This window comes from Pseudomonas sp. FH1 (genome assembly GCF_000510895.2).
In the GTDB taxonomy this organism is placed as follows: Bacteria; Pseudomonadota; Gammaproteobacteria; order Pseudomonadales; family Pseudomonadaceae; genus Aquipseudomonas; species Aquipseudomonas azotoformans_A.
In genome coordinates, this window is sequence record NZ_AOHM01000016.1 from 13,961 (window position 1) to 37,613 (window position 23,653).

The 23,653-nt window shown below is 62.1% G+C and carries 9 protein-coding genes; 5 read left to right on the forward strand and 4 right to left on the reverse strand.

Annotation, left to right across the window (positions count from 1 at the left end; all coding sequences use genetic code 11):
• Window positions 1–5 precede the first annotated feature (5 nt).
• Window positions 6–737: a GntR family transcriptional regulator gene (locus H096_RS06945; RefSeq protein ID WP_177076877.1), complete on the forward strand. Its 732-nt coding sequence runs from the start codon at window positions 6–8 to the stop codon at window positions 735–737.
• Here the strand turns inward: H096_RS06945 and H096_RS06950 are convergent.
• Complete coding sequence (locus H096_RS06950) at window positions 734–2,374, reverse strand: methyl-accepting chemotaxis protein (RefSeq protein WP_033897422.1); 1,641 nt, start codon at window positions 2,372–2,374, stop codon at window positions 734–736. The two genes, H096_RS06945 and H096_RS06950, sit on opposite strands and share 4 nt — an antisense overlap.
• Before the next feature lie 271 nt (window positions 2,375–2,645).
• Here H096_RS06950 and H096_RS06955 point away from each other — a divergent pair, with 271 nt between their 5' ends.
• Both H096_RS06955 and H096_RS06960 read left to right on the forward strand, forming a co-directional pair.
• Complete coding sequence (locus tag H096_RS06955) at window positions 2,646–3,218, forward strand: DUF2239 family protein (protein ID WP_051421959.1); 573 nt, start codon at window positions 2,646–2,648, stop codon at window positions 3,216–3,218.
• A gap of 25 nt (window positions 3,219–3,243) precedes the next feature.
• Window positions 3,244–4,599, forward strand: a complete 1,356-nt coding sequence (locus tag H096_RS06960) for an MATE family efflux transporter (protein WP_033897424.1) — start codon at window positions 3,244–3,246, stop codon at window positions 4,597–4,599.
• On the opposite strand, the gene H096_RS06965 is transcribed toward H096_RS06960, so the two are convergent.
• Complete coding sequence (locus H096_RS06965) at window positions 4,583–5,170, reverse strand: TetR/AcrR family transcriptional regulator (protein WP_033897425.1); 588 nt, start codon at window positions 5,168–5,170, stop codon at window positions 4,583–4,585. The genes H096_RS06960 and H096_RS06965 overlap by 17 nt on opposite strands.
• A gap of 141 nt (window positions 5,171–5,311) precedes the next feature.
• On the opposite strand from H096_RS06965, the gene H096_RS06970 reads away from it, so the two are divergent.
• A complete protein-coding gene (locus H096_RS06970; RefSeq protein ID WP_033897426.1) occupies window positions 5,312–6,484 on the forward strand; it encodes an MFS transporter in 1,173 nt (390 codons plus the stop codon).
• Here H096_RS06970 and H096_RS06975 read toward each other — a convergent pair whose 3' ends face one another.
• Window positions 6,485–6,850, reverse strand: a complete 366-nt coding sequence (locus tag H096_RS06975; RefSeq protein WP_033897427.1) for a type II toxin-antitoxin system HicB family antitoxin — start codon at window positions 6,848–6,850, stop codon at window positions 6,485–6,487. It abuts the gene before it with no gap.
• Window positions 6,847–7,098, reverse strand: a complete 252-nt coding sequence (locus H096_RS06980) for a type II toxin-antitoxin system HicA family toxin (RefSeq protein WP_033897428.1) — start codon at window positions 7,096–7,098, stop codon at window positions 6,847–6,849. The genes H096_RS06975 and H096_RS06980 overlap by 4 nt, the downstream gene beginning before the upstream one ends.
• Before the next feature lie 209 nt (window positions 7,099–7,307).
• Between H096_RS06980 and H096_RS06985 the strand changes: the two genes are divergently transcribed.
• Window positions 7,308–23,579, forward strand: coding sequence for a non-ribosomal peptide synthetase (locus H096_RS06985; protein WP_033897429.1), 16,272 nt, complete (start codon window positions 7,308–7,310; stop codon window positions 23,577–23,579).
• Window positions 23,580–23,653: the final 74 nt, after the last annotated feature.

The following is a 23,653-nucleotide window of genomic DNA, read 5'->3' on the forward strand; positions in this document are numbered from 1 at the left end:
AAAGCGTGAGCCAGAGGCGTTATGCGGCGGTTGCCAAGGACTTGATCGATCAGATTGGCAGCGGCCATTACCCGGTGGGGTCGTTGTTGCCGACCGAATTCGAACTCTGCTCGCTGTACGCGGTGAGCCGGCACACCGTGCGCGCGGCCATCGATCAGTTGCAGGGGCAGGGCATGGTCTCGCGGCGCAAGCGCGTGGGGACGAGGGTCGAAGCGGCCTCACCCCAGGGCGGGTATTCCCAGGCGATGGCGTCGGTGGCCGACCTGGTGCAGGTGGCCGAAACCCATATCCGCGATATCCAGGACGTTCGCGAGTTCGTCGCTGATATCGCGCTGGCGCGGCGCCTAGGGCTGGAACCGGGCGGGCATTACTTCTGCGTGTCGAGCATCAAGGTCGATGCCAGCGCCGGCAACGCACCGTTGTGCTGGACCGATGTGTACGCCGAGCAGACCTATGCCGAGGTAATTCCCGAAGCGCGCAAGCACCCGGATGAACTGATCGCCGCGTTGATCGGCAAGGCGTTCTCGCGGCATATCGATGTGGTGGACCAACAGGTGCGGCCGGTGCAGCTGTCAGCTGAGTTGGCCGCCAGCCTCAAGGCGCAGGGCGGCGCGTTGGGGCTCAATATCATCCGCCAGTATCGTGATGAGGCTGGCGGGGTGATCGCGGTGTCGGAAACGGTCTACCCCGCAGATCGTTTTACCCTGACCATGCAGATGAAGCGCGACAAACGTTAGGCCACGTTGAAAAACGCCACCTTGGTACTCAAGCGATCTGCCAGCTCCGCCAGTTCGTGATTGGAATGCTCCACCTGCTCCGAGCCCGCCGCCGATTGCACGGTGGAGCTATGGATGCGTGTGACATTCTGCGCAACTTCTTCCGCCGCCGCGCTTTGCTGCACTGAAGCACTGGCGATCTGCGCGTTCATCGCATTGATCGCTCCCACTTCCTGGCTGATCTTGCCCAGGGCCACCTGTGAGTCGCGGGTCTGCGCCACGGTGACCTGGGCCAGGCTGCGGCTGCGTTGCATGATATCGGCGGCGTCCTGGGTGCCGTTTTGCAGCTTGCCGATCATGTCGCGGATCTCCTGGGTCGATTCCTGGGTGCGCGTCGCCAGCGAGCGCACTTCATCGGCCACCACCGCAAAACCACGGCCATGTTCACCGGCCCGCGCGGCTTCGATGGCCGCGTTGAGTGCCAGCAGGTTGGTTTGGGCAGCGATGGCGTTGATCACTTCGATCACGGTTTCGATGCTTTCACTGTCGCTGGACACTTGGTTGACCCGGCTGGTGGCCTGGTCGAGGATGGTTGCGAGCTCCTCGATAGCCACGGTCACTTCGCCGACCAGGCGGTGGCCACTGTCGACTTCTGCGTCCGCCAAAATGGTCGCCTTGGACGCAGCGGATGCGTAGCCCGAGACCTCACTGACCGAGGCCGCCATTTGCGTGATCGCAGCCGCCACATGCTGGGCTTCGCTGGTTTGCAGGGTGATCTGCTGACGGTTGTCGCTGGCTACGGACAACAGGGTGACCGAAGCGTGACGCAGGGCTTGGGCTGCCGAGCGTACTTCGGTGATGGTGTCGCCCAGGCGCGCCAGGGCGTTTTTCAAAATACCCATCACGCTGTCGGGGTAGCGGGTTTCGATGGGCTGGTTCAAGTCGCCATTAGCCAGGCGACGGATCGCCTCGGCGACTTCCTCCGGCTCGGCGCCAAGAGTGGCCTTGACCTTGCGGATGATCAACAGGGACACCAGCACGCTCAAGAGGATCGCGACGGCGCTGGCCAGCAGCATCAGCACGGCAAAGTTACTGGCGGCGGCTTGCACCGTGTCCAGGCGTTGCTTGATCTGGGCTTCTTCGAAGTCGATCAGGGCATTCACGCGTTTGAGCCATTCGGTGTAGTGAGCCGACGACTGGGCCAGCAGCAAGTCCTGGGCGCCGGCGATGTCATTGCCGCGACGCAGGCTGATCACCCGTTCGGTGGAGGCCAGGGCCTGGGTCTCGATGGCCTTGATATCAGCCAAAAGACGGGATTCCTCGGTGCTGGCGGCGGCGTTGGCGAACAGGCGATCCATCATCACCGCAGAGTCCTGGTAATCGCGCTTGAGCTGGTCGATCTCGGCCAGGTGGCGGTTGAGCGACGGTTCATCCTTGACCAATACGGCATCGCGGATGGCGATGGCGCGGTTGTGCACGCTGCCACGGAAATTGATCGCATAGCGCTGCACCACAGCAGCTTTTTCGGACACTTCCTTGAGGGTGCTGTCGATAAAACCCACGCGCTGGATACCGACGGCGGTGATCAGCACCAGCAACGACAGGGTGGACGCAAAGCCCAGTCCGATACGCATCGCCAACGAGACAGGTTTTTTCATGGAAAGCTCGATATTCAGGGAGTTGAGAGGTGATGGCTAATAGCTATCTTCGCGGGGGAATCTATCGACCCGCCTGTCACGCGTCCAATCAGAAATTGCTGACCCTGTCATCGAGCGAATTGATGGAATAAAACCTGGATTGACACGTCATCCGATGTATTTTGCCGCTCAGCGGCAGGCAGTTGGAAGTTTCACCACAATATCGCCTTGCATGTCATAAAACTTTGGCTAATATGATCCGGGTAAAAATATTAATATCCGGGTAATAACTATGCCTACGCAAAACCTTCCTATGTGTACGGCCTTTGTTGGCCACCAGCGTGTGGCAGCGGGTTCCTACGCTGATGTCGCCGATGCGCTCGCCAGTCTTGATCATCCAGCGGGCAGCTTTCTGGTATTCGATGACGCCACCGGGCTCCAAGTCGACTTCCCCTGGCCCGCAGGCTATGCGCCTGAACAACCGGTCCAGGCCGAAGTCACGGACGAGCCTCCCGCTACGCCCTCGGTCGGGCGTCCGAAACTGGGGGTGGTCGCACGGGAGGTCACGTTATTACCGCGCCACTGGGAATGGCTGGGCCAGCAACGCGGCGGTGCCTCGGCGGCGTTGCGCCGGCTGGTGGATGAGGCTCGCGCGGCTCATGCTTCCCGTGATCAGATACGCCAGGCCAAGGAAGCCGGGTATCGCTTCATGAGCGCTATCGGCGGTGACCTGCCCGGTTTCGAAGAGGCTTCACGGGCGTTGTTTGCCTTTGATGCGGTGGACTTCTCCCGCAAGATCGCGCACTGGCCGCTGGACGTGCAAACGTACCTGGCCTGGTTGTCGCGCAACGCGTTCCCTGTCTGATCACCCTTCCTGGATCCCTACCTTCATGGACGTCACTCAACAACGGCCGTTGTGGCAGATCTACCTGATCTTTCTGGCACCGATGGTGCTGTCTAACTTCCTGCAAAGTTTTTCCGGCACCCTCAACGGCATCTATGTCGGGCAAATGCTCGGCACCCAAGCGTTGGCGGCGGTGTCGGGCATGTTCCCCATCGTGTTTTTCTTCATTGCCTTGGTGATCGGCCTGGGGGCGGGTGCCTCAGTGTTGATCGGCCAAGCCTGGGGGGCGCAGGAAACGGGGATGGTCAAGGTGATTACCGGAGCAACCTTGACGCTGGGCGCGCTGGTGGGTGTGATCGCAGCGGTGCTGGGCAGTCTGTTTGCACGTCCGGCGTTGCAGGCATTAGGCACGCCGGTTGATGTGCTGGACGATGCCGTCGGCTATGCGCAGAAGATGATGCTGATCATGCCGTTGTTGCTGGTGTTCATCCTTTACACCCAGTTGCTGCGCGGCGTCAGCGACACGATCTCGCCGTTGCTGGCGTTGATGGTGTCGACCCTGGTCGGCCTGTTGCTGACCCCTGCACTGATTGGCGGCTGGATCGGCCTGCCGCCCATGGGCATCCAGAGCGCGGTGTATGCCGGGCTGGTAGGTAATGCCTTGGCCATGCTGTTTTTGATCTTGCGCCTGCGCCACAAGCACCATGTGATGGCGCCGGATCGTGAGTTGCTTACGGCCTTGCGCCTGGACCGCGTGATTCTCGGCAAGGTCTTGCGCATCGGCTTGCCGACCGGCCTACAGATGGTGGTGCTGTCGCTGTCGGAATTGGTCATCCTTGCCCTGGTCAACGGCCACGGCTCCCAGGCCACGGCGGCGTATGGCGCGGTGACACAAATCGTTAACTACGTGCAGTTCCCGGCCTTGTCGATTGCCATCACCGCCTCGATCCTGGGTGCCCAGGCGATTGGTGCCGGGCGGTTGGAGCGTATCGGGCCGATTCTGCGCACGGGGTTGTTGATCAACCTGTGTCTCACCGGTGGCCTGATTGTATTGGGTTATGTGTTGTCCCACTGGTTGCTCGGGTTGTTCATTACCGACGATGCGGCACGGGTCAACGCTGAGCACCTGCTGCACATCATGCTGTGGAGCATCCTGGTGTTTGGCTTCCAGGCGGTGGTGGGCGGGATCATGCGGGCCAGCGGTGTGGTGCTGATGCCGGTGGTGATTTCGATTTTCTGCGTGCTGTGCGTGGAGCTGCCGATGGCTTACCTGTTCAACGCGCATTTTGGCCTGGAAGGCGTGTGGATGGCGTTCCCGGTGACCTACCTGGCCATGCTGGCCTTGCAGACCGCGTATTACCGGTTGGTGTGGCGACACAAGCAGATCAAGCGGTTGGTGTGAGGCTCAGGCCGCGCAGCAGCAGTTCAAGACCTAACAGGCCCTGTTCGAGTCGCTCGTCCGGGTGTTCATCCCGGGCGATCCACAGGGCAGTGCTGACCAGGCTGCCGTTGATCAGTTGCGCCAGCGCAAGGCTCGGGACGTGGGGGACGGCTCCAGCCTGCATCAACGCCTCAATCAGTTGGCGCAATGACTCCACGCAGTGTTGCTGGGAGCCCGTGTCACCCAGCACGGCCGGCGCATCCTGCAATACGATGCGTTGGATTTCGTCATCCTGTGCCATGCGCAAGTAGGCACGGCAACGTTCGCAAAAGCCGCTCCAGAGGTCTGAAGCTTCATCTGAGATGCGCTGTAAACGCGCGTCCATCTCGCTGTCGAGTTGGGCAACCACGGCGGCCAGCAGACCTTTCTTGTCCCCAAAGTGATGGTACAGCGCCCCTCGGGTCAGGCCGGCACGGGCGGTGAAGTCGTCCATCGATGTATTCGCGTAACCTTGTGTCGCAAAGGCCTGGCGCGCGCTGGCAATCAGCCGGGCGCGGGTGTCTTCGATCATTTCGGCACGGGCTCGGCTCATGGTAGGGCTCACAATCGACAAGGGAAAGATTGACATACGCTGCGTATGTTAAGCATGATTTATCACATACGCACCGTATGTATTTTGCCTCGATTCTTGCGGATAGCAAGTTTCGGGGCATTCATGAAGAGGTCGAGCAGGATGGCAAACCCTTACGCCGAGTTGTTCCAGGTCCCTGGCGCCCGGGCTTTTGTGCTGGCGGGCATGCTGGCGCGCATGCCGGTATCGATGACGGGGATCGGTTTGATCACCATGCTCTCGCAGGTGCATGGCGGCTATGGCCTGGCGGGCTCGGTCGCAGCGGTCTTTGCCTTGGCCACGGCGTTTTGTGCGCCGCAGGTGTCGCGGCTGGTGGACCAATACAGTCAGGGCCGAGTGCTGCCGATTGCCGCATTGATGGGCGGCGGGGCGTTGTTGATGTTGCTGCTGTGTACCCGTCTGCAAGCACCGAACTGGCTGCTCTTCCTGTTTGCCGCTCTGGCGGGTTGCATGCCCAACATGTCGGCCATGGTGCGGGCGCGCTGGACCGAGCTGTATCGGGGCCAACCCAAGCTGCAGACCGCGTTTGCCCTGGAGTCGGTACTGGACGAAGTGTGCTTCATCATCGGGCCACCGATTTCGGTGGGGTTGAGCGTGGTGCTGTTTCCGGAGGCGGGGCCTTTGGTCGCCGCGTTGTTGCTGGCGCTGGGTGTTACCACCTTTGTGTTGCAGCGTGACACCGAACCACCCGTGCATGCGCATCAGGGCCACCACGGCCGCTGGCTGATTGCTTCACCCTCGGTGCTGATCCTGATGATCCTGTTGCTGGCCATGGGCGTGATTGTCGGCGTGGTGGATGTGGTCAGCGTCGCCTTTGCCCAGCATCAGGGCCAGCCGGCGGCGGCGAGCATCGTACTGTCGGTGTACGCCATCGGCTCATGCCTGGCAGGGCTGGCGTTCGGCACCCTGAAACTCAAGGCATCATTGCCCCGGCAGTTCCTGTTCTGTGGCATGGCTACGGCGCTGACCACCTTGCCGTTGCTGTTGGTAACCAACATTCCGGGACTTGCGGTGGCCATCTTTATCTCCGGGCTGTTCTTCGCTCCAACGCTCATTGTATCCATGGCCTTGGTGGAGCAGATCGTACCCGCCAGCCGCTTGACCGAAGGCATGACCTGGCTGATCACCGGCCTCAGCATCGGCGTGGCCATTGGCGCTGCCAGTTCCGGCTGGATGATTGACCACTTAGGCGCCACCAGCGGGTTCTACGTGGCGTTGGCGGCGGGGGCGGTGGTGCTGGGGGCGGCAGTGTTGGGTTATCGGCGGTTGGGTTAATCAGCTAACCGCAGGGCATGCATCATTGCCATGATGCTGTAAAAACTCATTCAAGGCCTGGCGTGTCAGGTCATTGAGGGTCACTTTTTTGCGGGTTGCCGCCAGGGCTGCCGCCAAGTGCAAGTCATGGCCGACCCGGACATTGAAGGAACCCTTGCAGGGCTTCTCCGGGGTCTGCCCGAGGGTCTGGCAAGTGGCGAGGTAGTCATCCACCGCCTCACGAAATGCAGCGTCCAGTTCAGCGACGGTTTTCCCTTCATAGCTCACCAACGCCTTGATGAACAGAATCTTGCCGAACAGGCAGTTGTCTTCGACGCTGGCTTCGATGGAGCCGATGTAGCCCTTGTGTTTCAGTTGGTTGTTCACTGAATCAGTTCTCCTGATTTCAACTGTTCGATGATCTGGCGCCGAATGTAGTGTTTCAGTTCGTTGCCAGGGTGAGGCTTGTGCAAGGTGATCATTGCACTGGGGTCGCCGATGTCGAATTTGACCCGGCTTCCAGCCCCTTCAATCTGTGTGTAGCCCAGTCGTCGCAGCAGCGTTACGAGCTCAGGCCAGGTAAATGCCATGTGCTCATTGAGCCGTTTGGCGAGCAGCTGTTCATTTTTGGACACGGCGCTCCCTGAGTGTAACTAAATGTAGTTGCAAAAAGTGGTGTTCGTCAATGCTAGCTCGGGTTCGGGTGTCTCTGCTGAGATTGATGTAACCCTTGATGACACCTCGCTCCACGCCTTCCACTCCCCGCTAATTTTTCCCTGTCCGGTTCGTTTTATAGGGACGACGTGCCTTTGTGCTTCCCGCCTATTGTTCCGGACTCCAAGAAATGAATGCTGAAGACTCCTTGAAACTTGCTCGCCGGTTTATCGGGTTGCCCCTGGAAAAACGCCAATTGTTCCTGCAGGCCTTGCAGAAAGAAGGGGTGGATTTTTCCCGGTTTCCGATTCCGGCAGGGGTGGAGGCGGAGGATCGCCAGGCGCTGTCCTACGCGCAGCAGCGCATGTGGTTTCTGTGGCAATTGGACCCGGCCAGTGGCGCCTACAACCTGCCGGGCGCTGTACGCCTCAAAGGCAGGTTGAACCTGGAAGCGATGGAGCAAGCATTTGCGAGCCTGGTCGCGCGCCACGAAACCCTGCGCACCGTGTTCCAGCAACAGGCCGATGAGCGCCTGTTGCAAGTGGCGACTGCAACGCCGTTGGCCGTCGAACAACTCGACCTGAGCCACCTGTCTCCTGCTGAGCGCGAACAAGCCGTCAACGACTCCGCGCCCCGTCAATCGCTGCTGCCGTTCGATCTGGAAAGCGGCCCGTTGCTGCGCGTGCAATTGCTCACGCTCGACACGCAGGAACACGTGTTGCTGCTGACCCTGCATCACATCGTCTCCGACGGTTGGTCGATGAACGTGCTGATCGAGGAGTTCATCCGCTGCTACGACGCCCATGAGCGCAATGAAACGCCGCAACTGCCGGCCTTGCCGATCCAGTACAGCGACTACGCCCTGTGGCAACGTCGCTGGTTGGAAGCGGGTGAGCAGGCTCGACAATTGGAGTACTGGCAAGCGCGCCTGGGCGATGAGCACCCGGTGCTGGAACTGCCCGCGGATCGCCCACGTCCGGCCATGCCGAGCTACCAGGGCACGCGCCATAATTTCGCGATCGAACCCACGCTGACCGCACAACTGCGTAGCTGCGCACAAAAGCACAACGTTACCTTGTTCATGCTCTTGCTCGGTGCGTTCAACGTGCTGCTGCATCGCTATACCGGGCAGGGCGATATCCGTGTCGGCGTGCCAATCGCCAACCGCAACCGTACTGAAGTCGAAGGGCTGATCGGCTTTTTCGTCAATACCCAAGTGCTACGCACCGAGCTGACCGGGCAAACCCTTGTCACCGAATTACTGCAAAGCATCAAGGAGCACGCACTGGGCGCCCAGGCCCATCAGGAATTGCCGTTCGAGCGCCTGGTGGAAGCCCTCAAGGTAGAGCGCAGCCTCAGCCATACGCCGTTGTTCCAGGTCATGTACAACCACCAGCCGGTGGTGGCCGACATTGCGGGCGTCAGCACGGCCTCCGGCCTGGAACTGGCGCTGGTGGAGTGGCAAGGCCGCACCACTCAGTTCGACCTGACCCTCGACACCTATGAAAAATCCGGCACCCTGCACGCCGCGTTGACCTACGCCAATGACCTGTTCGACGCGGCGTCCATCGAGCGCATGGCTGGGCATTGGATCCGTCTGTTGCAGGCCATGGTGGCCGACGGTGCGCAGCGCATCGGTGAGTTGCCGATGCTGGATGCGGATGAGCAGCAAGTGCTGGTCCACAGCTGGAACCAGACCGCCGAGGCGTACCCGATCGAGCGCGGCATCCATCACCTGATCGAAGACCAGGTACAGGCCACGCCCGACGCGCCAGCGCTGGTGTTCGGCGCCACAACGCTGACCTATGCCCAGCTTGATGCTCGCGCCAACCAGCTGGCCCATGCCTTGCGCGAGAAGGGCGTAGGTCCGGACGTTCTGGTCGGGATCTGCGTTGAGCGCTCGATTGAAATGGTGGTCGGCCTGCTGGCTATCCTCAAGGCAGGTGGCGCCTACGTCCCGTTGGACCCTGAGTATCCCCAGGAACGCCTGGCCTACATGATCGAAGACAGCGGCATTCGGTTGTTGCTCAGTCAACACAGTCTGTTGCCGTTGTTGCCTGTCGAAGGCATCCAGGTGATTGCCCTGGACCAGCCCGCCAACTGGCTCGATGGCTACAGCACCGACTCGGCAAACGTCACCCTTCACGCGCTGAACCTGGCCTACGTGATCTACACCTCCGGCTCCACCGGCAAGCCCAAGGGCGCCGGCAACAGCCATCGTGCGCTGGTCAACCGCCTGTGCTGGATGCAGCAAGCCTATGGCCTGGACGCCAGCGATGCGGTCCTGCAAAAAACCCCGTTCAGCTTCGATGTGTCGGTGTGGGAGTTCTTCTGGCCGCTGATGACCGGCGCACGCCTGGTGGTAGCAGCGCCCGGCGAGCATCGCGAACCGGCACGCCTGATCGAGACGATTGTGCAGCACGGCATCACCACGTTGCACTTTGTGCCGTCGATGCTCCAGGCGTTTATCCATGAGTCGGGCGTGCAGGCTTGCACGAGCCTGCGCCGCATCGTCTGCAGTGGCGAAGCCTTGCCGCTGGATGCGCAATTGCAAGTGTTTGCCAAGTTGCCCCAAGCCGGTCTGTTCAACCTGTACGGCCCAACCGAAGCCGCCATCGACGTCACCCATTGGACCTGCGTCGACGAAGGCGCCGACAGCGTGCCCATCGGCCGCCCCATCGCTAACCTCGACACCTACGTGCTCGATGCCCAGCTCAACCCGGTTCCCGCTGGCGTCAGCGGCGAGCTGTACCTGGGCGGCACTGGCCTGGCTCGTAGTTATCATCGACGTCCGGCACTTACTGCCGAACGTTTTGTGCCCAGTCCTTTCGGTGACGGCACGCGTCTGTACCGCACGGGCGACCGCGTGCGTCAGCGCGCCAATGGCGTCATCGAATACCTCGGCCGCCTCGACCATCAGGTCAAGCTGCGTGGCCTACGTATCGAGCTGGGTGAAATCGAGACGCGCCTGATGCAACACCCCTCGGTGCGCGAGGCGGTGGTGCTGGTGCAGGGCGGCAAGCAATTGGTGGCCTACCTGGTGCTGGAAGACCAGGCGCCGGTCGATCTCAAGGCCTGGCTGCTGAGCAGCCTGCCGGAGTACATGGTACCCACTCATATAATGTACTTGGCCAAGCTGCCGGTGACCGCCAACGGCAAGCTCGACCGCAAGGCCTTGCCGGTGCCGGATGCTGCACCACAACAGGCTTATGTCGCACCGGAAAACGACCTGCAAAAAACACTGGCGACTATCTGGAGTGACGTACTGGGCGTCGAGCAGATCGGCCTGGAAGACAACTTTTTCGAGCTGGGCGGCGATTCGATCATCTCCATCCAGGTGGTCAGCCGTGCGCGCCAGGCGGGGATTCGCCTCAGTCCAAGGGACCTGTTCCAGTACCAGAGTGTGCGCACCCTGGCGCTGGTCGCGACCCGCGAGCAAGCGGCTATCATCGACCAAGGGCCAGTCACCGGCGAAGTCATTCTCACGCCCGTGCAACAGAGCTTTTTCGAGCAGGCGATTCCAGTGCGTCAGCATTGGAACCAGTCGCTGCTGCTGACGCCACGGGAAACCCTGGAACCTGCACGGCTTGAAGCGGCTTTGACCCAACTGATCAACCACCACGACGCCCTGCGCCTGCGGTTTGTGCAACAGGCTGACGGGTGGCGGCAAACCCATGCCGAGCCCGTGACAACGGCTGAAGTGTGGCAAACCCAAGTCGCTGACGACGCTGAGTTGGCCGCACTCTGCGACGAAGCCCAGCGCAGTCTTGATCTTGAACAGGGCCCGTTGTTGCGTGCTGCCCTGGTGGCGATGGCCGACGGCTCCCAACGCTTGCTGTTGGTGGTGCATCACCTGGCGGTAGACGGCGTATCGTGGCGCATCCTGCTCGAAGACCTGCAACAGGTCTACCGCAATGCCGCATTGCCGGCCAAGACCAGCGCCTATCAACTGTGGGCGCAGCAATTGCAGGCCCATGCGTTGACGCTGGACGAGCAACTGCCGTACTGGCAGGCCCAGACCACGAGCGTCGATCTGCCGTGCGATAACCCCCAGGGCGGCCTGCAAAACCGCCTGGGCAGCAAAGTCGAAATTCGCCTGAGTAGCGAACATACCCGTCAACTGCTGCAAGACGCGCCAGCGGCCTACCGCACCCAGGTCAACGACCTGCTGCTGACTGCCCTGGCGCGTGTCATCAGCCGCTGGAGCGAACAGCCCGCCGCGCTGATCCAACTGGAAGGCCATGGCCGTGAAGACCTGTTCGACACGGTTGACCTGAGCCGCACTGTCGGCTGGTTCACCAGCCTGTTCCCAGTACGCCTGCAAGCCGATGGCGAGCTGTCGGCTGCAATCAAATCGGTAAAAGAGCAACTGCGCGCCGTACCGCACAAGGGCGTCAGCTACGGCCTGCTGCGCTATCTCGGGACGCCTGACGCCCGCGAAGCCCTGTCGAACCTGGCTACGCCGCGCGTCACCTTCAACTACCTGGGCCAGTTCGACCGCCAGTTCAACGAGTCGGCGCTGTTCGTTCCGGCTACCCAAGGCAGTGGGCAGGCCCAGGATCCCGAGGCGCCGCTGGCTAACTGGCTGACGGTGGAAGGGCAGGTGTATGGCGGTGAACTGGCGCTGCAGTGGGGTTTCAGCCGTGAGATGTTCGATGTCGCGACGGTCCAGCGCCTGGCGGATGACTACGTGGCCGAACTCAAGGCCTTGATCGAGCATTGCTGCGACACGCCGGTGGGGCAAGTCACCCCTTCTGATTTTCCGTTGGCACGCCTGACCCAGTCGCAGTTGGACGCCTTGCCCATCGCCGGGCCGGCGATTGCCGATGTCTACCCGCTGTCGCCGATGCAGCAGGGTATGTTGTTCCATACGCTGTACGAGCCCGAGGCCGAGGCCTACATCAACCAGTTGCGCCTGGACATCGATGGTCTGGACTTGCTGGCATTCGGCCGTGCCTGGCAGGCCGCGCTGGACCGCCATGACATCCTGCGCAGCAGCTTCCACTGGCTCGGTCTGGAAAGCGCCCACCAGGTGATCCAACGCCAGGTGGATGTGCAGTTGCAAGTCATCGAAGACATCGAAGCCGATTTCGATGCGCTCGCCGCTGCCGAGCGCGGGAAAGGCTTTGCGCTGAATGCGGCGCCGCTGTTTCGCCTGATGCTGGTGCGAGGTGCCGGCACTGCCTGGCATCTGATCTTCACCAGCCACCACATCCTCATGGACGGCTGGAGTAACGCCCAGTTGCTCGGCGAAGTCATCGCTCACTACGCCGGGCAACAGGTGCCGGCGCCGCAGGGGCAGTTCCGTGATTACCTGGGGTGGTTGCAGCAGCAAGCCTCAGGTGAAGCGTTCTGGAAAACCAGCCTGGCACCGTTGCAAACGCCGACCTTGCTGGCCCAGGCGCTGCGTGTACCGACCGACGGCAAGGGAATGGCCGATCATCATGTGGTGCTGGAGGGCGATTTCACGCAGGCCCTCGGTGAGTTTGCCCGCCGTCAGAAAGTCACCCTCAACACTGTGTTGCAAGGCGCTTGGAGCCTGTTGTTGCAACGCTATACCGGGCAAGACTGCGTGGCCTTTGGCGCCACTGTCGCAGGACGCTCGGCGCCATTGCCGGGGATCGAACAACAACTGGGCCTGTTCATCAACACCCTGCCCATTATCAGCGCAGCCTCGCCCGCGCAGTCGGTTGCCGGCTGGCTGAGCGAACTGCAAGCCCTCAACCTGAGCCTGCGCGACCACGAACATGTGCCGCTGTATGACATCCAGGGCTGGGCGGGGCAGCAGGGCAGTGCGCTGTTCGACACCTTGCTGGTATTCGAAAACTTCCCGGTGGCCGAAGCCTTGAAACAAGGCGCGCCAGCCGGCCTGGTGTTCGGCCGCCTGCACAACCATGAACAGACCCACTATCCGCTGACCCTGGGGATCGAACTGGGCGCCAGCCTGCGCCTGGAGTTTGGCTATGACCAAGCGCGTTTCAGCGCACAGCAGGTCGCTCGGCTGAGTGGCAACCTGCAACACCTGCTGGTTCAGATGCTCACGGATGCCCAGGTATCGCTTGGCAATCTGCGTCTGCTCGACGACGTTGCCCAGCGCGACATGCTCGCCCTCAGCCAGTCGCCGGGTGCCGCACAAAATGACCTGCGCGTGCACGAACGTATCGCCGCCCAGGCCGCCGCCACGCCGGAGGCGCTGGCGGTACAAGCTGGCGATGCACGCTTGAGCTATGCACAGCTCAATGCTCACGCCAACCGTCTGGCCCATCGCCTGTTGGCGCTGGGCGTTGGGCCTGGCCAACGCGTCGGCCTGGCCGCTCGACGCGGTCCGCAATTGATTGTCAGCTTGCTCGCCGTGCTCAAAAGCGGCGCCGCCTATGTGCCGCTCGACCCGAGCTACCCGGTGGATCGCCTGACCTACATGCTGTCGGACAGCCGCCTCGATCTGCTGCTCAGCGAGGTCGGTTTGCTCGCGGACCTGACACTGCCTCAAGGGCTGGCGCGTGTGGACTTCACCGCCTCCGGCACAGAGTTGGCAGACTACCCGTCGACCAATCCACTCAATCACACAAGCGCCGCTGACCTTGCGTATGTGATCTACACCTCCGGCTCCACTGGCCAGCCCAAGGGTGTGGCCATCGATCATGCCGCCCTCGGTCAATTCTGCGACAGCGCAGAGGCCTACAGCCGCTTGAGTGCTGCGGACCGCGTGCTGCAATTCGCGACCTTCAGCTTCGACGGCTTCGTCGAGCAATGCTACCCACCCCTGTGTGTCGGCGCTGCGTTGATCATGCGCGGCGATGAACTGTGGGACGCCGGGCAATTGGCTCGGGAAATCGTCGAGCAAGGCGTGACCCTGGCGGATTTGCCAGCCGCTTACTGGTACTTGCTCGCCAAGGAATGTGCTGTCGACTCACGCAGCCTGGGCAACCTGCGCCAGGTGCATGTGGGCGGCGAGGCAATGTCGGTGGAAGGGCTGCGCGCCTGGCACGCCGCTGGCCTGGGCGACGTGCGCCTGGTCAATACCTACGGGCCTACCGAGGCGACCGTGGTGTCCAGCGTGCACGACTGCCAGTTAGCGGACGCCAGCGATGCGTTTGGCGTGCCGATTGGCCGGGCGATCCAGGGGCGCTCCTTGTATGTGCTGGACAGCGGTTTCGACCTGTTGGCAACAGAGGGCGTTGGCGAATTGTGCATCGGCGCCGAACACGGCTTGGCCCAGCGCTATTTCGACCGTCCGGCGCTGACTGCTGAACGCTTCCTGCCGGACCCATTTTCCGCCGTGCCGGGTTCGCGTCTCTACCGCAGCGGCGACCTGGCCCGTTACAACGCGGCGGGTGCGCTTGAGTACGTCGGACGCATCGATCATCAAGTGAAGATCCGTGGTTTCCGCGTGGAGATGGGCGAAATCGAAGCCAGCCTGCAAGCCGTGCCGCAGTTGCGCGAAGCCGCCGTCATCGCGCAGTCAAGTGCGACGGGCACGCAATTGGTGGCGTACGTGGTGCCCGTCAATGGGCAGTCCCTGGACTTGCCCGCATTGGCAGCCACCTTGCGCCAGTCCCTGCCGGACTACATGGTGCCGGGGCATTGGGTCACCCTCGATGCGCTGCCATTGAACAACAACGGCAAGCTCGACCGTCGCGCGCTGCCGGCGCCCGACCTGAGTCAAGCGCGCCAGGCCTATGCAGCCCCGCAAAATGCCCTGCAAATGCAACTGGCCACCATCTGGCAAGCCGTGTTGCAGGTGGAGCAGGTGGGGCTCCATGATCACTTCTTCGAGCGTGGCGGCCATTCATTGCTCGCCACCCAAGTGGTCTCGCGGGTGCGCCATGACCTCAAGCTGGAAGTGCCTTTGCGCACGCTGTTCGAACAGCCGACGCTGGAAGCGTTCGCAGCTGCTTGCGCAGGGTTGCAGGCCACCACGGCACTGCCGCTTGTGGCGGTGACACGTGACCAGCCGCTGGCGCTGTCGTTTGCCCAGGAGCGTCAATGGTTCCTCTGGCAACTGGACCCGACCAGTGCGGCTTACCATGTTCCCAGCGCCCTGCGCCTCAAGGGGCTAGTGGACAAGGCTGCGTTGCAGAAGGCGTTTGATGCCCTGGTCGTGCGCCACGAAAGCCTGCGCACCCACTTCCACCAGGATGCGGAGCGCACGGTGCAAGTCATCAGTGCGTGTACACGCATCGAACTGGTGTCGGCCGACACTGACGAAGCGAGCCTTAAAGCCGAAGTTGAAGCGCGTATCGCTCAGCCATTTGACCTGCGCCAGGGCCCATTGATGCGGGTCAGCCTGTTGCGCCTGGCCCCGGACGAGCATGTGCTGGTGATCGTGCAGCATCACATTATTTCCGATGGCTGGTCGATGCAGGTCATGGTTGACGAACTGGTGCAGCTTTACACCGCCTACAGCCAAGGGCAGACGTTGCAATTACCGGCCATGTCGATCCAGTACGCCGACTATGCGCAGTGGCAGCGCACATGGATGGAGGCGGGGGAGAAGGCCCGCCAGCTTGACTACTGGTGCAAGGTGCTCGGCGGCGAGCAACCGGTGCTGGAGTTGCCGTTCGACCACCAGCGTCCGGCAGTGCCGACCCATCGCGGCGCACGCCTGAACATTGCGTTGCCGGCCACGCTGGTCGACAGCCTCAAGGCCCTGGCCCAGCGCGAAGGTGTGACCCTGTTCATGGTGCTACTGGCTTCGTACCAGGCGTTGTTGCATCGCTACAGCGGCCAGCAGGACATTCGCGTCGGGGTGCCGATTGCCAACCGTAACCGCGTTGAAACCGAGCGGCTGATCGGCTTCTTCGTCAATACCCAGGTGCTCAAGGCTGATGTCGACGGGCAGACCACCGTTCGCCAGCTACTGACCCAGGTCAAACAACGCGCGCTGGAAGCCCAGGCGCATCAGGACCTGCCGTTCGAGCAACTGGTCGAGGCCCTGCAACCCGAGCGCAGCCTGAGCTTGAGTCCCTTGTTCCAGGTTGCGTTCAACCACCACATCAGCCAGGCTGGCGAGCATTTGCAGCGCCTGGCGCAGCTGGACATGAGCCCGGTGAGCTGGGATGAAACAGCCGCGCATTTCGATCTGATCCTGGATATCGAGGAGTCCGGGAACCAGCTCGGCGCATCGCTGAGTTATGCCACCGATCTGTTTGCCCCGGCGACCATCGCGCGCATGGCCGGCCATTGGCAGAACCTGTTGCAGGCGATGGTTGCTGATCAACAACAGTCCATCAGCCAATTGAACCTGCTGGGCCAGGATGAGCAGCAGCACATTCTGCAACTGTGGAACCAGACTGATGCCGGCTTCTCGGCCAAGCGTCTTGTGCATGAGTTGGTGGCTGACCGCGCCAGGGAAAACCCCGATGCGGTCGCCGTGAAATTCGACGCGCGAACCCTGAGCTATGGCGAGCTGGACCGCCAGGCCAACCGCCTGGCCCATGCGCTGATCGCCCGTGGCGTCGGTCCGGAAGTGCGGGTGGCCATCGCCATGCCGCGCAGTGCTGAAATCATGGTGGCGTTCCTGGCGGTGATGAAAGCCGGTGGCGTGTATGTGCCGCTGGACGTGGAATACCCACGTGACCGTCTGCTGTACATGATGCAGGACAGCCGTGCGAAGCTGTTGCTGACCCATAGCAGCGCGTTGCAGCAACTGCCGATTCCCGAAGGACTGGGCACATTGGCGATTGATCGCACCGAGGGCTGGGCGGATTACCGCGACACTGCACCGGACGTGAAGCTGGACGGCGATAACCTGGCTTACGTGATCTACACCTCGGGTTCGACCGGTATGCCTAAGGGCGTGGCGGTGTCCCACGGTCCGTTGGTGGCGCACATCATCGCCACTGGCGAGCGTTATGAAACCAGCCCGTCTGACTGCGAACTGCACTTCATGTCGTTCGCCTTCGACGGCTCCCACGAAGGCTGGATGCACCCGTTGATCAACGGCGCCAGCGTGTTGATCCGTGACGACAGCCTGTGGCTGCCGGAATACACCTACGAACAGATGCACCGTCACAACGTGACCATGGCGGTGTTCCCGCCGGTTTACCTGCAACAGTTGGCCGAGCATGCCGAGCGTGACGGCAACCCACCGAAGGTGCGTGTGTACTGCTTTGGCGGTGACGCGGTCGCCCAGGCCAGCTACGACCTGGCATGGCGCGCGCTCAAGCCGACCTACCTGTTCAACGGCTACGGCCCGACCGAAACCGTGGTCACGCCATTGCTGTGGAAGGCACGCCGGGGCGATCCGTGCGGCGCGGTTTATGCCCCAATCGGCACCTTGCTGGGCAACCGCAGCGGCTACGTGCTCGACTCGCAACTCAATCTTCAACCTGTCGGCGTGGCCGGCGAGTTGTACCTGGGCGGCGAGGGCGTGGCCCGAGGGTATCTGGAGCGTCCGGCACTGACGGCTGAGCGCTTTGTACCGGACCCGTTCGGCAAGCCAGGCAGCCGTGTGTATCGCAGCGGCGACCTGACCCGTGGCCGCCCGGATGGTGTGGTGGATTACCTCGGTCGTGTCGACCACCAGGTAAAAATCCGCGGTTTCCGTATCGAACTGGGCGAGATCGAAGCGCGCCTGCGCGAACAGGACAACGTCGGCGAAACCGTGGTGGTCGCCCAGGAAGGTCCGACCGGTAAACAACTGGTGGCCTACGTGGTGCCGGCCAATGCTGGCCCTGCCAACGAAACCGAGTTCCGCGAAACCCTGCGCCGCGCCTTGAAAACCCGTCTGCCCGACTACATGGTGCCGACGTACTTCATGTTCCTGGCGCAAATGCCGCTGACGCCCAATGGCAAGCTCGACCGCAAAGGCTTGCCGCAACCGGACGCAAGCCTGTTGCAACAAGCCTACGTGGCGCCGCAAAGCGAGCTGGAACAACAGCTCGCCGCCATCTGGGCCGACGTGCTGCGCTTGCCGCAGGTGGGCTTGAACGACAACTTCTTCGAGCTGGGCGGCGATTCGATCATCTCGATCCAGGTGGTCAGCCGTGCGCGGCAAGCGGGCATCCGGTTCACGCCCAAGGACCTGTTCCAGCACCAGACCGTACAGAGCCTGGCTGGCGTCGCGCGCCAGGGTGTCGAAGGCTTGACCATCAGCCAGGCCGCCTTGAGCGGCGAGACGTTGCTGTTGCCGATCCAGCAAGCCTTCTTCGCCGATGAGATTGCCGAACGTCACCACTGGAACCAGTCGGTGGTGCTGCAGCCCCACGAACACCTCGATGCCGCGACATTGACCCAGGCCTTGCAAGCGTTGCTGGTGCACCACGATGCGTTGCGCTCGCGGTTTGTTGAAGGCGCGCAGGGCTGGCAGGGTCTGTTCCGTGCGGCCGAGCACCATCAGGCCGATACTGTGTTGTGGCAAAGCACGCTGCACGGTGTTGAAGCACTCACGGCATTGGCCGAGGAGGCGCAACGCAGCCTTGATCTCGACCAGGGCCCGCTGATGCGCGCCGTGCTGGTTCAATTGGACGATGGTTCGCAGCGCTTGCTGCTGGTTATCCATCACTTGGTCGTCGATGGCGTGTCGTGGCGGATTCTCTTGGAGGATTTGCAAACGGCCTACCGCCAACTCGCCGCAGGCACCCCAGTGGCATTGCCTGCCAAGACCAGTTCCACCCGCGACTGGGCGCAACGTCTTCAGCAATACGTCCAAGGCGAGGCACTGACCCAGGAGCTGGCGTGGTGGCAAGCACAATTGCACGGCGCCGAGGCCGACCTGCCAAGCGCCAAGCCAGGAGCGAGCCTGAGCAATCGCCATATCGGCAGCGCAACCACGCACCTGGACGGCAGCCATACCCGTCGCCTGCTGCAGGACGCCCCGGCAGCCTATCGCACTCAAATCAACGACCTGTTACTGACGGCGCTGGCGCGGGTGATCGGGCGCTGGACCGGCCACGATTCGACCCTGATCCGCTTGGAAGGGCATGGCCGCGAAGACCTGTTCGAGGACATCGACCTGACACGTACGGTCGGTTGGTTCACCAGCCTCTACCCGGTAAAACTCACCCCGGCTTCGACCCTGGCGGATTCATTGAAGGGCATCAAGGAGCAGCTGCGCGCGATTCCCGACAAGGGCATCGGTTTTGGTGCCCTGCGTTACCTGGGCCAGCCCGATGTGCGTGACGCATTGGCACGCCTGCCGCAACCGCGTATCACCTTCAACTACCTAGGCCAGTTCGATACCAGTTTTGATGGCAATGAACAGCAGGGCTTGTTTGCGCCTTCTGGTGATGCCGCCGGCAGCGACCAGAGCCCGGATGCATCGCTGGGCAACTGGCTGGAAATCAACGGCCAGGTGTATGGCGGTGAGCTGAACCTGAACTGGAGCTTCAGCCAGCAGATGTTCGATTCGGCGAGCATCCAGCAACTGGCGGATGACTACGCGCAAGAGCTCAAGGCGCTGATCGGGCATTGCTGCCAGCCTGAACACTCCGGCGCCACCCCATCGGACTTCCCACTGGCCCGCTTGAGCCAGGTTCAGTTGGATGGCCTGGCCTTGCCGTTGAGCCAGGTCGACGATATTTACCCGCTGTCGCCGATGCAGCAGGGCATGCTGTTCCAATCCCTGTTCGGCCAGGGCTCGGGCGACTACATCAACCAGATGCGCGTTGACGTGCAAGGGTTGGATGTGGCGCGTTTCCAGGCGGCCTGGCAGGTCGCCCTGGAGCACCACGACATCCTGCGCACCGGGTTCCTCTGGCAGACCGAGCTGGAGCAGCCGTTGCAGGTGGTCTACAAGGCGGCCCAGGTGCCTTTGGTCGAGCACGATTGGCAGCAGCGTGAAGACCTCGGTGAAGCGCTCGATGCTTTGGCGCAAACCCTTCGTGCAGATGGCTTCGTGCTTGAGCAGGCGCCTTTGCTGAGCCTGGTCGTGGTGCGTACCAGCATCGACAGCCATCACCTTATTTACACCAACCACCACATTCTGATGGATGGCTGGAGTGCTTCGCAGCTGTTTGGCGAGGTGCTGCAACAATACGCCGGCGAATCGCTACGCGCGCCGAACGGACGCTATCGCGATTACATCGGCTGGTTGCAGGCACAGGATCCGCTCACCAGCGAGACCTTCTGGAAAGCCCAGCTCGCGGGCTTGCAGACGCCAACGCGACTGTCCCGTGGGCTCGCCCGCGAACAGGACGTGTCCGAGGTCAATGGCATTCACCGGCTGACCCTGGAGCAGACGGTAACCGAACAACTCAAAGCGTTTGCCCAGCGCCACAAGGTGACGCTCAATACCCTGGTGCAAAGCGCCTGGCTGTTGCTGTTGCAACGTCATACCGGCCTGGACACCGTCGCCTTTGGTGCCACGGTGGCGGGACGCCCGGCCGAATTGCCGGGTATCGAACAGCAGGTGGGTTTGTTCATCAACACGCTGCCAGTGGTGGCCACGCCGAGCCCGCAGTTGAGCGTGAATGATTGGTTGCAGCAGGTGCAGGCACAAAACCTGCGCCTGCGTGAACAGGAGCACACGCCGCTGTTCGAGATCCAGCGCTGGGCAGGGCTGGGCGGCGAGGCGTTGTTCGACAGCATCCTGGTATTCGAGAACTACCCGGTGTCCGAGGCTTTAGAGCAGGGATCCCCGGCGGGCCTGCGTTTCGGCACGATGGACAGCCTGGAACAGACCCACTATCCGCTGACCGTACTGCTGGCCATGGGTAATCGCCTGGCGATGGAGTTCAACTACGATCACGCCGCGTTCGAAACGCAGGACGTCGTTAACCTGTCGGCGCATTTCCAGCAGTTGCTGCTGGCGTTGACGCTGCCGCAGGTTGAGCGCCTGGCAGACCTGCCGTCGTTGCCCGCTGCTCAGCACCAGTTGATTGTCGAGGACTGGAACGCGACAACGCGGGATTATCCATTGCACCGTGGCGTGCACCAGATGATCGAAGACCAGGTGGCCTTGGCGCCAGACGCACCGGCCCTGGTGTTTGGTGCGCAGCACCTGAGCTATGCCGAGCTGAACCGTCGCGCCAACCGCCTGGCTCATCGATTGATCGCCGCCGGCGTAGGGCCGGACGTGCTGGTGGGCCTGGCCGTAGAGCGATCCATCGAAATGGTGGTGGGCCTGCTGGCAGTGCTCAAGGCCGGTGGTGCCTATGTGCCGCTGGATCCGGAATACCCGCGTGAACGCCTGGCCTATATGCTCGATGACAGTGGCGTGAAGCTGCTGTTGACCCAGGCGCATCTGCTGGAGCAGTTGCCGATCCCGGAGGGTTTGAGCAGCCTGGTGCTGGGCGAAACAGGGTTCGAAGGCTATAGCGACGCCAACCCGGGCATCATCCTGGACGGCGAGAACCTTGCCTATGTGATCTACACCTCAGGCTCCACCGGCCAGCCCAAAGGCGCCGGCAATCGACATTCGGCCCTGGCTAACAGGCTCCACTGGATGCAAGAAGCCTACAGCCTGGACGCCGGCGACAGCGTACTGCAAAAGACCCCGTTCAGCTTCGACGTGTCGGTGTGGGAGTTCTTCTGGCCGCTGATGACCGGCTCGCGCCTGGTGGTTGCAGCGCCTGGGGATCACCGTGATCCGGCCAAGTTGATCGACCTGATCAATCAAGAGCAGATCACCACGCTGCATTTTGTGCCATCGATGCTGCAGGCGTTCCTGCAGGACTCGAAGGTGTCTACCTGCGCCAGCCTGCAGCGCATTGTCTGCAGTGGTGAAGCGTTGCCGGTGGACGCTCAGCAACAAGTGTTCGCCAAGCTGCCGCACGCCAGTCTTTACAACCTGTACGGGCCGACTGAAGCCGCTATCGACGTGACCCACTGGACTTGCGTAGAGGAGGGCTGCGATGCGGTGCCTATCGGTAAGCCGATTGCCAACCTGGGCTGCTACATCCTCGACAGCAACTTCGAGCCGGTACCGGTGGGTGTACTGGGCGAGTTGTACCTGGGTGGCATCGGCCTGGCCCGTGGTTACCATCGCCGCCCGGCACTCACCGCCGAACGCTTTATTGCGCATCCATTCGTAAGCGGCGAACGCCTGTACCGCACCGGCGACCTGGCGCGTTACCGCGACGACGGCGTGATCGAGTACGCCGGGCGTATCGACCATCAGGTCAAGTTGCGCGGCCTGCGCATCGAGTTGGGCGAAATCGAAGCACGCCTGCTGGAACACGAGTGGGTGCGTGAGGCTGCCGTGCTGGCGGTGGACGGCAAGTTCCTGGTGGGCTACCTGGTGCTGCAAAACGCGGGTGACGATTGGCGCGATGTGCTGGGCGCCCACCTGGCTCAACAGCTGCCGGACTACATGGTGCCGGCGCAGTGGGTCGTACTCGACCAGATGCCGTTGAGCCCCAATGGCAAATTGGATCGCAAGGCCTTGCCAAGGCCTGATGCGGTCCAGCACGCCCAGGCTTACCTGGCACCGCAAAGCCCGTTGGAGAAACAGCTGGCAGCGATCTGGAGGGATGTGTTGGGTGTCGAACAAGTCGGCCTGCGCGATAATTTCTTCGAACTGGGTGGGCACTCTTTGTTGATATTGATGCTTAAGGAGCGCATCAAAAACGCCTGCGGCACCAACTTGTCGGTGACCCAGTTGATGCTCAACCCTACGGTGCAAGGGCAAGTCGATTGCCTGCTGGGCAGCGCACGCCGTTCGCTGATTGTGCCGCTCAACAGCGTGGAATCGGGGACGCCGTTGTTCCTGTTCCATCCCAGCTATGGCTCGGTGCATTGCTACAAGGCCGTCGCCCTGGCGCTCAGGGAACAGCGTCCGGTGCTGGGCGTTATCTGTCGGGCGCTGACAGAAGAGGGTGGGACGGTGCCTGCCTGGGCCACTATGGTCGAGGACTACACCGAGCAATTGTTGGTCGCTCATCCGCAAGGTGCGTTCCGCCTGGCCGGTTGGTCGCTTGGGGGCAACTTGGCACTGGACGTGGCCTATCGCCTGGAGCAGGCGGGGAGGGAGGTAGAGTGCGTCGGCCTGGTCGACACGCCGCCGCCGCATGACGTGACAGCATTCTGGAAGGAAGACGATAACGCCGATGATCGACACTTGTCCGACGTTGAGCAGCGGGCTGAGTTGCTCGGCGTGATGTTCCCGGCCCAGGCCCTGCAGATCCAAACAGCCTGGCAGGAGGCCCAAGCGTGCGAGCAAGATCAAGTGCGGCAATGGGCACGACTGGATGCCTGGGCTGAGCACACCTTGGGTGAGGCCTACCTGACGCTAAAGCGCGAACTGCTGGAAGGTTCCGAGGCGCAGGTGTCCTGGGACGTCAAGCGCGAACTGGATCAGCGGCTGCAAGAGGCCCGATACTCGGCGATCACTGCACCGGTACTGTGCTGGTGGGCGGCGCAGAGCAAGGGTGGGCAGCACCGCGAGCTGATCGAGTCGAGCCTGCGGGCAGTGCTGGGGCAGATGGCAATCGAGCAATCGGTCGTGATCGACACTACCCATGAGCGGATCGTGGACAACGCCGAATTTGTCAGCAGTTTCCTGGATGTGATGGGCAGATAAACGGAGGACGAAAAGCCCCCGGTCGCGTCAGTGGCCGGGGGCTTTTTTATGGGTGATTCCTGCGGGGATGCATA